Raw genomic sequence first — 16,315 nt, forward strand, 5'->3', positions numbered from 1 at the left:
AATCTTTAGCTATCGTTTGTGACCGGTATTGAGCTTGTTCTCTAGATAGATCGAATATCTCGACATACCAAAGCAAAATACCCAGAACACTAACGCGACAAATACATAACTTTCTTTTGCAAAGCCCAACCATTCCGGGTCATTGTTGGCCGACTGACCAATACCCAAAACGTCAAACATACCGATGATAAGTACCAGACTGGTGTCTTTAAATAGGCCGATAAAGGTGTTTACAATCGAGGGAATAGTGATCTTCAGAGCTTGAGGGAGAATAATTAATCCCACTTTTCTCCAATAACCTAAACCTAATGCGTCGGCGGCTTCATACTGACCTTTTGGTATCGCTTGTAAGCCACCACGAATAACTTCTGCCATATAAGCCGCACTAAACAAAACCACACCGATAAGCGCTCGAATAAGTTTATCTGTTTCTGAACCTTCAGCAAGGAATAAGGGCAGCATAACTGATGCCATGAATAGAACAGTGATTAACGGAACTCCGCGCCACATCTCTATATATACCGTACACATACTGCGTATTATTGGCATATCAGAGCGACGCCCAAGCGCTAGTGCTACACCGATAGGTAACGAAACAACGATACCAACGAGTGCAATAATCAACGTAACCAGTAAACCACCCCATTTATGAGTATCAACGACCTCAAGTCCAAAGACACCACCATAAAGAAGAGCGCCAACAAAAAAAGGATAGATGTTTACGAATACTAACCAGATCCACGTTCGTTTAGGTGTCTTCTCATAGACTAATAAAGCGATGAAAATAGCCAATGTTGCGTAGAAGATTTGTGGTCGCCAGAGCTCCTCGAGAGGATAAAAACCAAACATGAACTGGTTCCAGCGAACACTAATAAATACCCAGCAAGCACCTTCACGGGAGCACGCATCACGGGTTGTACCTACCCAATCTGCATTAATAAACGCCCACTGAGCAATTGCCCAAATAAGGTTAAAAGCAATATAGCCAAGAACAAAGGTTAATACTGAATTTACAGGGCCATTAAATAGGTTCTTTCTTGCCCAACCAACGATACCAACGGTATTGGCGGGTGGCGGTAGACTTTCTTGAAATTGATGTATTTTCATTTTATCTCTCCACCAGCGCAACTTTGCGGTTATAAATATTCATCAATGCTGACGTCACCAAACTTAGTGTTAGATAAACCCCCATGGTCATGGCAATGATCTCTATTGCCTGTCCCGTCTGGTTTAATGTTGTACCCGCGAACACAGAGACCAAATCTGGATAGCCAATGGCCATCGCTAAAGAGGAGTTTTTAGTTAGGTTTAAGTACTGACTGGTTAAAGGTGGAATGATAATTCGTAATGCTTGCGGAATAACCACAAGCTTTAGCGTACGGTTGCGTGGTAGACCCAGCGACATTGCTGCTTCTGTTTGACCATGGCTTACCGCATTAATACCAGAACGCACTATCTCTGCGATAAACGAAGCAGTATAGATACTCAGAGCGAAAAGTAGAGCGCCAAGTTCAGGTATAATGCTGATACCACCCTTAAAGTTAAACCCTTTAAGTACTGGGTAATCACCAGAAATAGGAGAACCGGCTAAGAAGTAAACAATCATTGGCAGCACAAGACATAGCGTAATACCAATGCGTACTATTGGCGTTTGTTGTCCTGTGAGCGCCTGTCTGTTTTTACCCCAAATATTAATGATTATGGTAAAGACAATACCAAAAATAAACGATGCGATAACAAAGTTACTGCCACTTTCAAACACCGGAGCAGGGAAAGAAATACCACGTACATTGAGAAATATGGCTTCACCTAAGCTCAGGCTTTGTTTTGGTGACGGTAGTGCTTGGAGTACGGCGAAATACCAGAAAAATATCTGTAATAACAGAGGGATATTTCGAAATGTTTCAATGTAAACTGCAGCCATTTTACTGACTAACCAATTCGAAGATAACCGAGCTATACCAACGGTAAAGCCGAGCACGGTCGCAAACGCAATACCAAGAACCGAGACTAACGCGGTATTTAACAATCCAACAATGAATGTACGTCCATAAGAGAATGTTTCATCGTATTCAACGAGCGTTAGGCCAATGCCAAAGCCAGCTTCTTGACTTAAGAAATCGAAACCTGTGGCAATGCCACGAGCGTCTAAGTTGGTGAGTGTATTATTTACAATGGTATAAAAGAAATATACGAGAGCAGAGACCGCTATAATCTGAAAAACGACAGAACGAAAAGTGGGATTATACAGCAGGTTTGAGCTTTTGGTTGCCGGGGCGTCCGAGTCCTGCGCTATTGTATTGGTAGGCTTCATACAGCTATAACCTCTAAATCCAAATAACAAAAGGGCGGCCGGAACCGCCCTAATTCAATTACTAACTCAAATAAGTGAATTAACGGATTGGTGGAGCATACATAAAGCCGCCCGCGTTCCAAAGTGCATTTACACCACGAGCAATCTGTAATGGTGAGCCTTTACCAACAGTACGTTCGAAGCTTTCTCCGTAGTTACCAACTTGTTTAACGACTTGATAACCCCAATCATCAGGAATACCAAGGCCTTTACCTTTAGGACCATCTACGCCAAGGATACGTTTAACGTTTGGATCGGATGATTTAAGCATATCGTCAGCGTTTACAGATGTTATGCCGTACTCTTCGGCGTTAATCATCGCATTCAGTGTCCACTTAGCGATGTTCAACCATTGGTCATCGCCTTGGCGAACAACAGGACCTAGAGGTTCTTTAGAGATAATTTCTGGTAATACTTGAGCGCTGCTTGCGTCTTTAAGATTTAAGCGAAGGGCATAAAGACCAGATTGGTCAGTTGTCAGTACATCACAACGACCAGAGTCAAAACCAGCGGATGTTTGAGCCGCTGTATCGAATACTACAGGCTTGTAAGACATACCTTTATTACGGAAATAATCCGCAAGGTTAAGTTCTGTTGTTGTACCAGACTGAACACAAACTGATGCGCCGTCTAATTCTTCAGCACTCGTTAGACCAAGTTCTTTCTTAACCATGAAACCTTGACCATCGTAATAGTTTACACCGGCAAAGTTTAAGCCTAGAGCGGTATCACGATGCAGTGTCCAAGTTGTATTACGACTTAGGACATCGATCTCACCTGATTGAAGTGCTGTGAATCGTTCTTTTGCAGTTAAAGGTACATATTTAACCTTTGTTTTGTCACCTAGAACGGCTGCTGCAATAGCTTGACAATATTCAACATCGATACCTTCCCATTCGCCCTTTGAGTTAGGGTTAGAGAATCCTGGTAATCCAGTTGAAACGCCGCAACTAACAAAACCCTGAGCTTTCACTTTTTCTAGAGTACTTTCTGCTGCTGAAGCTGAATTTGCTATCAAAGCAGTAGAAGCTGCTACCACTGAAGCAATAATCGTAAGTTTATTCGCCATTTGTATCCTTCCTGTATAATCCATGTTGAACTAGGTGACACCTGTTGCCGTGTCTTTATATGTTGTGTGTTGTATATTGTCTTTTTGCAAAATGCGTTTAGAACAATGTTTACATTTGTGCGTAAAGTTTTAATTCTATTAATTAATGTTCTAAAAAGTGTAGTCTATAAAAATTTAATTAACTTCACGTTATTTAGAATGACGAAATGTTGCGTGTTTGTAAATAGTGCAACAGTGCACAAGTTTGGTGATTTAGAGTGATTTGTAGTAAAAAAGACGTGCTACTGAGTTAATGTTCTTTATAATTGCATTTATTAAGAACAATAATCTGGTATGACGTGTAAATTTAACAGTAAATAGTTATAATTGTGTATAATTTGTTAACTATAAGCACTGGGTTGGGGCGGCATACCACTTTAGTGCTATGTATTAAATAGGAATAACATGCAGTACTTTCCACTATTTTTAGATTTGAATAACAAGCCAGTATTGGTTGTGGGCGGGGGCGAAGTGGCTAGCCGAAAAATAGAATCCCTGCTAAGAGCGAACGCAAAGGTCACCATTGTCTCACCTGATTTGACTGACTATCTGCAAAACTGTGTTGAAGAAGGTCGATTAACTTGGGTTTGTTCTCAATATCGAGAAAGTTTCATTACGAATTACATACAAGTGTGGGCTACGACAAGTGATACTGAACTGAATCATCAAGTACATAAAGATGCAAAAAAACGTAATATTTTAGTCAACGTCGTCGACGATAAACCCTACTGTGATTTCATTACACCGTCCATGATTAACCGTGGAAAAGTTCAGATAGCAATATCCAGTGGAGGAGGCTCTCCTGTATTGGTCCGAAACATACGAGAGAAAATTGAACGGGTACTTTCTCACAATACAGGTTTATTGGCGGAGTTTGCCGCAGCGAAAAGAAGTGATATCAAAAATGTCTATAAATCAGTCGATGAACGTCGCCGGTTTTGGGAACGATTTTTCGCCGATTCAAAAACTGAAGTTATTGATAATATAGAAGAACTTGAGTTGTTATATCAATCTTATCTACTTAATGAAGCTAGTGTTACGCTGTCACGTTATTGGATCGAATTTGGTCAAGATGTTGAACTTATCTCTATCAAAACATTACGAATAATGCAGGAAACTGAAAGGGTATTCTACCCAGAAGCGTGTCCATTTACTTTTGTTGATTTGTGTCGTAGGGACGCAGAGAGAGTCTGTTATCGAAGCCATGCGCATTTGGTTCAATTGTTAAAAGAAAATAACCGAGTGCGACCAAGTCGGATGTGCATATTTATGCCTAAAGGAATTTCGGATACGAATGTGTTGTTTAAAGAGTTGATTGCATCAGACAAGGTTCTGAGAATTGTTAAGTAGCAAAGCGGGTTTCTAATTCAACCAAATTTTGAAGAAATGCACTGTAAATAACAAAGCCCCTAGCATTGATCAGATAATAGGGGCTTTGCGGTGAACTAAATTTTTAAATACTTAGTCTCTAAAATTATCGAACTGGAAAGGTTGTCCCAAATCGGATTCTCTCACTAACGCCATCGCATTTTGCAGATCATCGCGTTTTTTACCGGTGACACGAATCTTTTCACCTTGAATAGAGGCTTGAACTTTTATCTTCGCATCTTTGATCGCTTTAACGACTTTCTTCGCAACTAATACCTCAACACCTTGCTTAAATTGTACGTCTTGGGACCAGTTCTTACCTGAATGAACTGCTGTATTGGTTTCCATAGATTCGGCATCAACGCCACGCTTGGCTAGGTTCCCGCGTAGAATATCCATCATCTGTCTTAGCTGAAAATCATCTTGTGCCGCGAGTTTTACCACGTCATCTTTTAAGGTGTAGCTTGCTTCTACGTTTCGAAAGTCAAAACGCGTCGTTAATTCGCGATTGGAATTGTCCACAGCGTTATGTAGTTCTACTGAATCTACTTCTGAAATAATGTCGAACGAAGGCATCAATTATTCTCCTAAATTTCTATCTTTAATCGCTAAAGAAAGCATATCTAACATCTTTTCGGTGTCTTCCCAACCCAAGCATGGGTCGGTAATAGATTTGCCATAAGTTAAGTTATCAAGGTCGGTCATCGATTGACTACCTTCCTCTATAAAGCTTTCTGCCATAATACCGGCAATAAACGTACTACCAGAGCGGATCTGTTGACAAACATCCTCGGCAACGTCTAACTGTTTTCTATGCATTTTTTGACAGTTCGCATGGCTAAAGTCGACAACCAACCTTTGTGGTAGTTCAACGTCACCAAGTCTGCTGCAGGCTTCTTCTATCGAAGTCGAGTCGAAATTAGGGCCATTGTCGCCCCCCCTTAGAATGACATGTCCGAATGGGTTTCCGCTGGTTCGATATACCGTCATTCGGCCATTTTTATCTGGAGAGTAAAAATAGTGTCTGGCTCTCGCCGCTCTAATAGCATCGATCGCTATTTTGGTATTACCATTTGTTCCGTTTTTAAATCCAACGGGACAAGAGAGTGCAGATGCCATTTCTCTATGTATTTGAGACTCAGTGGTGCGAGCGCCGATTGCTCCCCAAGTAATCAAGTCAGCGATATATTGCCCTGTAATCATATCCAAAAATTCGGTAGCGGTTGCTAGGCCAAGCTTGTTTATATCTAGAAGTAGTTTGCGTGCCTTTTCTAAGCCAGCTTCGAGCGCATAAGAACCATCAAGGTTAGGATCCGTGATCAAACCTTTCCAGCCAACTATGGTGCGTGGCTTTTCAAAATAGGTACGCATAACAATAAATAGCTGGTTTTTATATTGCTCCTGAACACGGCTCAGTCGCTCAGCATAGTCGATAGCAGCGTCAGTATCGTGAACTGAGCAAGGCCCTACGATCACTAAAAGGCGATTATCTTCACCTGTCAGAATATTTTCAATTTGTCTGCGAGAGAGAGCAATTCTTTCTGCTACATCATCGGTAAGAGGGTGCGATTTAACAAGTTCAGCAGGTGTTGGCATTGGCCCAAGGGCCTGTGTTCTTAGTTCGTCTGTTTTAAGTGGCATCTTCGAGGCAGTTTTGTAATTGCGAAGCGGTAAAGATAACGGAAATATTGATAGGAATAAACTGCCAATACAAGTCGATAAGTAAAAAGAGGGTGAAAAGGTCATAAATATTCAGTTTAATTAGAATTATCATCACTTTTCGCTTGAGTTAAGCGTAGTTGGATTGTATTTTCGTTAGCATAGTAATTGAATATCTAACGGAGTAGTAATGAGTAACGCAGCTCAAGGTGTCATTCTTCCAGAAATTGAAGTCGTTAACGCGCTTCCTTCTTACATTGAGCAGACTGAGTCTGATCAGTTATATGTGTCATTAGCCGATTTGATTATGGAGAAGGTTTTTTATCACCCATCTATCGATCAGGCATCGTTGTCTGAAGCAGACACGGCAACCTTACAAGCGATACTTAATGGTCAAACTGTTGCGGAACATTTTGTATCAACACTGTACTCTGCCATTAGAGATTCTATTACACCAAGCCACAAAATTATCCGCGTTTGCTTGAGTAACAGCGACAGTTATGCCTTTAATGCACTGTTGGGTGGACAATGTGAAACAAACGAAGTAAACCCTGCAATGGGGCTTCGTGGTGTAGGTCGTTACGCATCGGAATTATATGGTTCATCGTTCGCGTTAGAATGCCAAATAGTGAAACAACTTCGTGCTGAAGGACTTAACGTCGAGGTTGTTGTGCCATTTGTTAGAACCTTGAGCGATGCAGCAACGATTATCGATAAACTTGCGGAGCAAGGATTACCTAGAGGCTTAAATGGTCTCAAACTACTTTATTCTTGTGACGTACCATCGTCTATCCTTCTTGCTGAAAAAATACTGCAATATTTTGATGGTGTGGTTATAAATGTCGAAAATCTCGCTCAATTTACACTTGGTATTGATAATAAAAATGAAGCGTTAGAGCATAGCTTTGATATTCAAAGTGAAGCGGTGTCTATTCTTATTGTTCAGATGGTTAAGCTTGTAAATAAAGCCAAGAAACCTTATTTGGTTTTATGTCCTGCGTTAGCATCAACCCCCATCTTGCAAGAAACACTAATAGAACTTAAGAACATGAAAGTGGTTGTTACAAGCTAATACCCAATGTAGTTATCATTTTGTTAACATTAATTTGACATTTATAGAGGCGCCCGATTAACTGGTCCAATCAGTTAATCAATACGGCGCCTTTATGTTATCTCCTCTAGCGAAAGCAAATCTTTACCTTAATCTCTTCGCCTTTACCAAAGTTCCTTTAATTTGGATATGTAGACCTAAGATACTCGAAATGGATGAAGAGAAAGTCATTGTTAAAATCCCATTAAGACGTAAAACAAAAAATCATCTAAATAGCATGTATTTCGGCGTATTAGCCGTTGGTGCTGATGTTGCAGGTGGTTTTCTCGCAATGAGTAAGGCACAAGAGAGTGGAAAAAAAATCTCGTTGGCTTTTAAAGAGGTAGAAGGTCAGTTTCTAAAACGACCAGAAGCGGATGTTATTTTCACATGTGAAGACGGAAAGTTAATCGATGACATGTTAGACGAGGCAATTAGTACTGGTGAGAGAGTCAATAAGTCGGTGAAAATTGTCGCTACGTGTCCATCAATTGGTGGTAATGACCCGATGGCAATTTTTAGTCTGACCTTGTCTATAAAAGTAGTGGGGTAGAGTTGAGACCGGAATTTATTTTGGTTACGGATGGGTAAAATCGATATTAGATTTTAATAACAACAGAAAGTTAGATAGCGTATAATCCCGAGCTCATTAAGAATGGGAACAGATTCATGATTAAAGTTGGTCAAATAAACGAGCTAGAAGTAGTAAAAATTGAAAGTTTCGGTCTATTTCTAGATGCAGATGATTACGGCAGTGTGATGTTGCCAAAACGTCAAGCACCTGAGGGACTCGAGGTTGGCCAGCGTGTAGAAGTATTTTTATTCTTCGATTCAGAGAGCCAGTTAACCGCGACAACCGAAACCCCAATAGCACAAGTGGGCGAGTTTGGTTTGATGTCTGTTGTGGGGGTTAACAATACAGGGGCATTTGTTGATTGGGGCATAGAGAAGAAAGATCTTCTGGTTCCTTTCAGCGAACAGCGTGCTCGATTTAACGAAGGACAGAATATCCTCGTTTACGTGTATCGAGATAAAGCATCGGGTCGAATTGTTGGTACAACAAAGTTCAACAAGATATTAGATCAAACACCCTCTAGTTACACGCTCAATCAGCAGGTAGATATCATCATCGCAGAGCGCAGTGACCTAGGTTACAAAGCCATTGTCAACGGTACCCACTGGGGAATGATTTTTCCTTCTGAAGTGTTCGGAAAGGTCTTTATTGGCAAGCGCCTTAAAGGCTTTATTAAGAATGTCAGAGAAGATGGTAAAATCGATCTGTCATTTCAGAAGATTGGTATCGCTAAAATGGATGACCTGAGTGAAAAAATTATCGATTTGTTGAAAAAGAAAGAAGGGTATTTACCTTTGAATGACAAGTCGACACCTGACGCTATTTTTTCTGTTTTTCGTACCAGTAAAGGAACCTTCAAAAAGAGCATTGGTGGTTTATACAAAAAAGGCATTATTACTATCGAACAAGAAGGCATTCGTCTTGTAGACGAGTAGTTTCAAATCAGATAGTGTATTTTTGCTATTGGTTATTCGTTGAAAAAGCCCGGATTCACTAGAATCTGGGCTTTTTGCTTTTGTTACTTTGTCGATTAGAACAGATTGCCATCGCGAACCAATTCTCGAGGTAAGCCATTTTTGATTCTAGTACCCACCCATTTACCAAGACCAATAACATCGTTATTGAATGTCATTATTACTCCACCGGTTCCTGTTAACCCTTCCGGTCGCACATCTCTACCCATGTACCATTCTCGAGCGTCTTCGACAGACAGAGCAACTGTGGCAGCTTCGTTGCCTGTGGCTAAAGCGATGACTGCTTCATGTTGCCAACGGTAACCTTTCTTATGAGACTCCGCCAGTTTTATCCCCATACGATCGAAGCGAATCTGGCCGATCATCGATTCTAGCGCGATTGGGAATAACCAGACCTCTTTGTCACGAGTCCATATTTGACCATTGTCAGGAAGACGAATGCCAAGTGTTTCAAAGAATGATTGTGTGACGGTGTCACCTGTAGTTTTGTCTGCTTTAATAAAGGGAAACTTACCCAATCGTTTTTTGACCGTAGGGGCTTCTACTGAACCAAGTTTGCGCATTTTAGCAACAAAAAAACCTTCACTATCAAATATTTGAGGGAATATATGCAAGAAACCATCTTCGGTTATTGCTTGTTCTGCATTAGGGAATAGATCGCTTAACGGTTCAAAAGCCACTTTATCGGGAAAGGTGTTAAATAGATGATGACAGACTTGTTGATTCTCTTCTAAATTGAGAGTACACGTAGAATAAACCAGAACACCGCCCGGTTTTAAGGCGTGAAAAGCACTTTCAATGAGGTCTTTTTGAGTAGCCGCGATTTCGTTTACCGAGTCTTTACTCCAGTTATTCATCGCATCAGCGTCTTTACGAATCGTACCCTCACCGGAACAGGGGGCATCGAGCAGTATTGCATCAAACTTTTCAGGTAACCATCCACCAAACACACGACCATCGAAGTTGGTTAAGGCAACGTTTCTTACACCACACCGCTGGATATTTGAATACAATCCTTTTATTCGACTTGCAGAGAACTCATTGGCAACCAAAGCGCCTTTATTGTCCATCGCCGCTGCTATTTGTGTGGTCTTTGAACCTGGCGCTGCGGCGACATCTAAAACTGTTTCAAGCGCGCTGTTTTGGTCGTTCAATAGTGCCGTTACTGGCATCATCGAGCTTGCCTCTTGAATATAAAATAGCCCAGACATATGCTCTGCAGTATTACCTAAAGGCTTCTTGTCTGATTTGTCTCTTTCAATCCAAAAGCCAGTATCGCACCACGGTACAGGAATAAGTGTCCATCCTTTATCCTTTGCACGTTGTAGAAATGCCTCAACGGATATCTTTAACGTATTGACGCGAATGCTTCTGCGTAAAGGACGTTTACACGCTGCAACAAAATCGTCCATATTAAGACGAGACGGCATGATTGATTCGATTTGAGTTAGAAACGCTTGCGGCAGTTTGATATTAGCGTGCACAGATAATACTCGGTGATTTTATTATGGGGGGCAATTCTAACGAATGTTTTACACATATGAAAACAAAAAGCGTCCTTTGTTCTTAATGTTATTTATTTAGTGTCGACGGAACCTCGTCATTGGTGACTATACGACGTAATCTCTAGTCAGACACCATCCAGTGCGGTAAAGAGAGCTATTTATAATGATTAGCACCGTTTTTCGTTTACTGAAAAATCGATAAAACGATGCTATTAATTCTCTCTATCCTAACTAGGCGATGGTTATTGTCGTGGTTTAGGTATCGCAGTGCGCCACTCTCTCCATTCAGGTTGTAACGCTGGGTGTAAGATAAAAGTGTGGTCAGGTTTCGCTATGGGTAAGATATTTTGCTTATCTGGTGTAGCGAATGCGATGCCACCTCGCAGTAGGTTATCAAACGTACCTGCCTTTATTTGAGCACCAGACAAGCCGATAGAAATATCCACACCTGATACATTCCAAAATACGCTATTTTCCCTGATTAGGTAGGCGTATTTAGGTTGAATTTTAATCGTTGAAACGACTCTATCAGCAAATGTGCCTAGGTCAATATTCGTCACTTTTCCCACTTCTATATCACGGTAGAGGATAGGGGTACCAATGCTTACCGAGTTTCGATGTTCGCTCTGCAATGTGAAGTTGATTCCTAACGTGTTTTCTGGTGTTTCGTTTAAGTCAAAAAGGGTGCTTTTTTTACCTTTTCCTGGCGCTACACCGATATAGGCACTGAGTAAACTATCTAAATTTTGGACGCCATTTAGCCCAATCTCTGGAGACACAAGCCAAAAATAACTTCCCTCCAAGGCTATTTTATCCGCATATTCAGGATAGATTCGAGCCTGTATTTCGGTCTGCTTTTTGTCGAAATTTGGGATCAGTAATTCTACTTGTCCTACTTGCACACCTTGAAACTTAATCGCAGATCCTTTGCTAACGGTTACCTTGCTAGAGCTTATAAGTGAGATAGTTTTACCATATCGTCTAGCGTGATTAAAGTCGTCATATAGGCGCCAGTATTTACCCAGTTTATTTTCTACTCCGGCTAAGTTATCAAAAGCAATACCACCTTGTAAGAGTGTTTTTAATGGGGCTGCCTTAATTTTCACCCCAGTCAAACTTGCGTCAATATCAACACCAGATCGATTCCAAAAAACCGTACTTTTTGTCAAAAGATGTTTATAACGATTCTCTATTTGAATCGCAATCTTCACACCACCATCCGTTAACGAATAGTCGTCTACTTTACCTACCTGCAGGTTTCGGTAGAGCAGAGGGCTTCCTTTGGAGATAGAAGGGAGTTCGTTAGCAAATAGAGTGAGCTTCTGTGTTCCAGAACGGTTGTAGTTCGCGAGTTCGGCGAGTGATTTACTCGCAAAGAGTCGATAGTCACTGTTCGCTTTTTCGTCCCCTTCGCTGATGAAACTGATTGAACCAGTTAATAGTTGCTTCGCAGGTGGTACGGTGATGCTTAAACCGGATTCCGTTAGTTCAGCCGTCGCACTTCCGGAGACAAAGAACCGATTCTGAGAACGTATCAAATCGCCATATCTATTATCGATTAGTGCGCTGAATATGACCTGATCATCGACTAATCTGGTTTCATTTATTGAGCCGACGGCGAAACCGCGGTAAAGGATTTCTATTCCAGCGTCGAGACCATAAGAATTTTCTGATGTTAATGATATCGCGATCGAACGTTGTTTCTCTTTGAGTAAGTCATCTTTGCGTACCGCGGTAAAGTTGCGCGTTTGCACACCTGTTCCAGGAATCAGAGTGAGAAAATTTCCCGTCACCAAGTTGGATAGGTTTTCGACGCCAGTGAGAGAGAGTTTAGGTTCCTCTAACATAAAACGAGTCCCCCCGTTTAACGTATCGCTGAAAGCGGGTTGAATGGCGGCGGAAGCCACAATACTTGCTCGTCCTTCGCTCAGCGATAAGTCGGTGATCTGTCCAATCTCTAAACCGCGATACATAATAGGTGCGCCGCCAATACTGATTTTATTCCCGTCTGGTAGGGTTATCTTAATGGGAATGCCGCGACCTGCCGTCTTTAAGTCAGGGTACAAATTAAACTGCGACTTCTCTTTTATCGGTTCTCCACCATCTGGAGAATCGACCGCTATCGCACCCGTTAAAAGCGCGCTCAGGCTTTCAAACTGAACATCAATTCCATGGAATCCTATCTGAGCACCTGCACCACTAACATTCCAAAATCGACTTTTATCCGTAATAATATGGGAAAACTCGTTCTTTATGTACGCTCGAATTAAGACGTTTTTAGAATCGTCATCTAGTTTGTAGCTATACACTTCACCGATCGGTATTTTTCGATATACGATCTGTGAGCCAATAGAGATTGAACCTAGATTTTCAGAACGGAGAGTAATATTTAATCCTTGCTTCGCTTGTAGATCTGCAGGGCGGTCGGTCAATGCTGTATATTTTTTAGGGAACTCGTCATCGTCGCCATCGTTTTGTATGTTATCCCCAGGTTGAATAGCGATATAGTTGCCGGACACGAGGGCATCCAATCCTGAAATACCTGAGATACTCGCGGTCGGCTTTACGAGCCAAAATCGAGTGTTTTTACCTAATAACTTGGTCGCCTGAGGATAAATATCGGCGTCTACGTAAATATTTTCAAGTTTTGATGACAGAGAGATATCACGAACTATTCCCACCTCGAGACCTTGGTATTGGATAGTCGTGCGGCCTGCAATTAACCCTTGAGCATCAGAGAAATATATCTGGATTCGTTGGCCTGCGTCATTGATTGCATTTATTACCAGCCAGCTCGCTAATGCTAAAGTAACTAAAGGCAAGATCCAAAGAGGTGAAACCCCGAAGTCTCTTTTAACGTTTGGTTTATAAGTTGTCGGTGTTGATTCGGAATTACTCATTGATTACTTAACCTTCCCTGTCAGTGACGTTTGGATTCAATTCGGGGTTGTGTTTTATCGGAAAATCTTCATCTTGTCGAGCTGACGAAGTAGGGACTTTGTCCCATATCAATCTTGGGTCGAAACTATCGGTGGCCAACATCGTCAATACAACGACGACACCAAATGCGACAGCTCCAAACCCTGGTGTGAAATTAAGTATTTGTCCTCTATCCACTAATGTCATCATTATTGATATTACAAAGAGGTCCATTACGGACCACTTTCCTATCCACTTAACAACGAAATATATAAACATTCTCTGTTTTTTTAGGATTTTTTGCTTGAACTGGATACTGAGTAGTATGTAACCCAAACCAACGATCTTTGCCACCGGTACGACAATACTCGCAACAAAAATAACCAGTGCGATCCCATACTTGTCGGTCACGATAAGATAAGCAATACCAGAAAAAATAGTATCTTCAATTCTCTGACCATTATTAAAAAGAATGGATATAGGAAGGATATTTGCAGGAAATATAAACGCTGATGCGGCAATAAGAAGTGCCCATGTTTTCTGAATCGAGTTAGGTTTTCGGTGATGTAAGGTGGTGTGACAACGCTGACAATGCTTCGAAAAAGGTTGAGACAAATGACAATGGCCGCAATGTATGGTTTTATTTTTAAAGCTGAAATCAGATTCTTTATACCAAGCCTCCCAATAATGCCGCACGTTCACCCTTGAGATCAACATCAATGAAAACAGCTGCAACAAAATAATGCCATATAAACCAATGCCTACGAAGATGTCTGAATAGTCTTGTAGCTTGAAACATGAAATGGCGACGCTGACTAGAAATACATCCAACATCATCCACTGCTTTAGAAATTGAATAACCAACAAAGCGTACTTTAAAGAGGCGAACCATCGATATCTGAGCGCAATATGAGTCAATATAACACTTAGGCTTACTAATAAGGGCGCGATGGAGCTACAAAATAGAATAAGCAAACCCAAGCCAACAAATCCTTCTTGCATTAGGGTAAGCGTTCCAGAAGGAAGGGTGGCGGGTATCATCACACCTATCAAACGAATGCTTATAAACGGAAAAAAATGCGAGGGAATAAATAGTAAAAGACAAGTAACAGCAATAGCAAGGTTACCAATTAAGAGTTGTGTGCCACCTTTATAAAGCTTCATATTACATCGAGGACAATAGGCGCTTTTACCAACGGAGACGTTTTCTACTGCGACAGGCAACTCACAGCCTTTGCAGATGCGTATTTTTGTAGAACTTTGCTTGTTGCTAGTTAAACCTTCCGCATCCATCTTCTGTTCGTCTCTAATCCTTTGGTTAACTGTGTATTACTTTGGTTATAAATGACATTTTAAATTACTAGCCATAACTAATTGTTATTTGTAAGCTCAGTTGTTGCTATGTATGGTAACAAAAATAATTTCTCGCTTAAACAAGCTGATAGGCTGTTAAGTATGAACATTACATAGTAATTTGCTAGATTACGAGTAATCATAGTCAAAATAACGAAACATTATATTGTAAAGTGGTAAACCTAAGTATGGAATTAAGTAATTATCAAACGTTAACAAAGCAAGCAATCGCGATAATAGAGTCTGAAAAGAACTTGATTGCTAACCTTTCTAACATCAGTGCATTGTTGAATATGGAGTTGCCAGAAATAAACTGGGTTGGATTCTATTTGATGGACGACACTGAATTGGTGCTCGGTCCATTTCAAGGTAAACCTGCCTGTGTCCGAATTCCAGTAGGTCGAGGAGTGTGTGGAACGGCAGTGGCAACGAATACCGTACAACGAATAGAAAATGTTCATGATTTTGAAGGTCATATTGCTTGTGACGCAGAAAGTGAGTCAGAGTTGGTTATTCCTTTTTCGATCTCTGGTAAGCTTGCGGGCGTTTTAGATATCGATAGTCCTATTCCGTCGCGTTTTAGCGAAATTGATCAACAAGGACTGACTGTTTTGATGGCTGAAGTGCAAAAGGTGCTTAATTCACAGGCGAACGAGACATAAAAAGTCAATTGCCTGTGGTTTTTCATTAGCATCTCTTTATAATAGCGCAAATATTTGTCAGATTTAGTTCGCGGGAAGGCCGCTCCAACCAGGAAACCTCATGGAAAACACTGAAAAGTTAAAAAACAGCAAAGAAGTAATCGCACATATTGCTGAATGTTTCCCTAAATGCTTTACTTTAGATGGTGAAGCTAAACCACTTAAGATCGGTATCTTTCAAGACCTCGCTGAGCGTCTGTCTGAAGATCTTAAAGTGAGTAAAACTCAATTACGTGCAGCATTAAGACAATATACTTCTTCATGGCGTTATCTTCATGGTATAAAACCAGGAGCGACTCGTGTGGATTTGGATGGTAATGCATGTGGTGAGTTGGAAGAAGAACATGTAGAGCACGCAAAACAAGCCTTGGCTGAGAGTAAAGCTCGAGTTCAAGCACGCCGGAAAGAGCAAGCAATTAAAGCTCGCGAAGAAGGCAAAGCGAAACAAAATGCGACAAAGCCAGCACAGCAACGTCGTGCTAAGCCAGCTGCGCCGCAACAGAAACAAAATAACAAGCCTGCAGCCCCAGAAACACGTGCACTAACCTCTGATGATATGATCGTTGGAAAAGAAGTAAATGTGAATATGGGTAAAGGAAATATGGCTGCAACTATAGTTGAAATTAATAAGGATGATGTGCGTGTTCGCCTAACCAACGGTCTTCAAATGGTTGTTAAAGCGGAGCACCTACGCGCATAGAGGAGACTATC

At 41.1% G+C, this 16,315-nt stretch carries 14 protein-coding genes; 6 read left to right on the forward strand and 8 right to left on the reverse strand.

The window, feature by feature from the left end:
- Positions 1-9: 9 nt before the first annotated feature.
- The 3 genes from L3V77_RS08340 to L3V77_RS08350 form a co-directional block, all read right to left on the reverse strand.
- A complete protein-coding gene (locus tag L3V77_RS08340) occupies positions 10-1,107 on the reverse strand; it encodes an amino acid ABC transporter permease (protein WP_275136587.1) in 1,098 nt (365 codons plus the stop codon).
- 1 nt (position 1,108) lies between these two features.
- On the reverse strand, positions 1,109-2,314 hold the full coding sequence (locus L3V77_RS08345) for an amino acid ABC transporter permease (RefSeq protein WP_275136588.1): 1,206 nt from the start codon (positions 2,312-2,314) through the stop codon (positions 1,109-1,111).
- Positions 2,315-2,393: 79 nt separating this feature from the next.
- The gene (locus L3V77_RS08350; protein ID WP_275136589.1) at positions 2,394-3,422 is read right to left on the reverse strand and encodes an amino acid ABC transporter substrate-binding protein; all 1,029 of its coding nucleotides are present in this window, start codon (positions 3,420-3,422) and stop codon (positions 2,394-2,396) included.
- A gap of 444 nt (positions 3,423-3,866) precedes the next feature.
- Between L3V77_RS08350 and L3V77_RS08355 the strand changes: the two genes are divergently transcribed.
- On the forward strand, positions 3,867-4,811 hold the full coding sequence (locus L3V77_RS08355) for an NAD(P)-dependent oxidoreductase (RefSeq protein ID WP_275136590.1): 945 nt from the start codon (positions 3,867-3,869) through the stop codon (positions 4,809-4,811).
- Positions 4,812-4,922: 111 nt separating this feature from the next.
- Here the strand turns inward: L3V77_RS08355 and L3V77_RS08360 are convergent, their stop codons facing one another.
- Both L3V77_RS08360 and L3V77_RS08365 read right to left on the reverse strand, forming a co-directional pair.
- A complete protein-coding gene (locus tag L3V77_RS08360; protein ID WP_195703241.1) occupies positions 4,923-5,405 on the reverse strand; it encodes a YajQ family cyclic di-GMP-binding protein in 483 nt (160 codons plus the stop codon).
- A 3-nt stretch (positions 5,406-5,408) separates the two neighbouring features.
- Positions 5,409-6,470: a 3-deoxy-7-phosphoheptulonate synthase gene (locus L3V77_RS08365; RefSeq protein ID WP_275136591.1), complete on the reverse strand. Its 1,062-nt coding sequence runs from the start codon at positions 6,468-6,470 to the stop codon at positions 5,409-5,411.
- Between the two features lie 208 nt (positions 6,471-6,678).
- Between L3V77_RS08365 and L3V77_RS08370 the strand changes: the two genes are divergently transcribed.
- The 3 genes from L3V77_RS08370 to L3V77_RS08380 all read left to right on the forward strand — a co-directional run bounded on the left by L3V77_RS08370 (position 6,679) and on the right by L3V77_RS08380 (position 9,087).
- On the forward strand, positions 6,679-7,560 hold the full coding sequence (locus L3V77_RS08370) for a putative PEP-binding protein (protein ID WP_275136592.1): 882 nt from the start codon (positions 6,679-6,681) through the stop codon (positions 7,558-7,560).
- 94 nt (positions 7,561-7,654) lie between these two features.
- Positions 7,655-8,131 (forward strand): DUF4442 domain-containing protein, encoded by a 477-nt coding sequence (locus tag L3V77_RS08375; protein WP_275136593.1) that lies wholly within the window; start codon positions 7,655-7,657, stop codon positions 8,129-8,131.
- Positions 8,132-8,247: 116 nt separating this feature from the next.
- A complete protein-coding gene (locus L3V77_RS08380) occupies positions 8,248-9,087 on the forward strand; it encodes a S1-like domain-containing RNA-binding protein (protein ID WP_275136594.1) in 840 nt (279 codons plus the stop codon).
- Positions 9,088-9,182: 95 nt separating this feature from the next.
- Here the strand turns inward: L3V77_RS08380 and rsmF are convergent, their stop codons facing one another.
- The 3 genes from rsmF to L3V77_RS08395 form a co-directional block, all read right to left on the reverse strand.
- Positions 9,183-10,610, reverse strand: coding sequence for a 16S rRNA (cytosine(1407)-C(5))-methyltransferase RsmF (gene rsmF / locus L3V77_RS08385; RefSeq protein WP_275136595.1), 1,428 nt, complete (start codon positions 10,608-10,610; stop codon positions 9,183-9,185).
- 263 nt (positions 10,611-10,873) lie between these two features.
- On the reverse strand, positions 10,874-13,531 hold the full coding sequence (locus tag L3V77_RS08390) for an MlaD family protein (protein ID WP_275136596.1): 2,658 nt from the start codon (positions 13,529-13,531) through the stop codon (positions 10,874-10,876).
- 7 nt (positions 13,532-13,538) lie between these two features.
- Positions 13,539-14,843, reverse strand: a complete 1,305-nt coding sequence (locus L3V77_RS08395) for a paraquat-inducible protein A (protein WP_275136597.1) — start codon at positions 14,841-14,843, stop codon at positions 13,539-13,541.
- Between the two features lie 248 nt (positions 14,844-15,091).
- On the opposite strand from L3V77_RS08395, the gene L3V77_RS08400 reads away from it, so the two are divergent.
- Together L3V77_RS08400 and proQ are read left to right on the forward strand one after the other, a co-directional pair.
- Entirely contained in the window at positions 15,092-15,565 is a 474-nt protein-coding gene (locus L3V77_RS08400) for a GAF domain-containing protein (RefSeq protein ID WP_275136598.1), read from the forward strand.
- A 100-nt stretch (positions 15,566-15,665) separates the two neighbouring features.
- The gene (gene proQ, locus L3V77_RS08405) at positions 15,666-16,304 is read left to right on the forward strand and encodes an RNA chaperone ProQ (protein ID WP_275136599.1); all 639 of its coding nucleotides are present in this window, start codon (positions 15,666-15,668) and stop codon (positions 16,302-16,304) included.
- Positions 16,305-16,315: the final 11 nt, after the last annotated feature.

Source organism: Vibrio sp. DW001 (genome assembly GCF_029016285.1).
Lineage (GTDB): Bacteria > Pseudomonadota > Gammaproteobacteria > Enterobacterales > Vibrionaceae > Vibrio.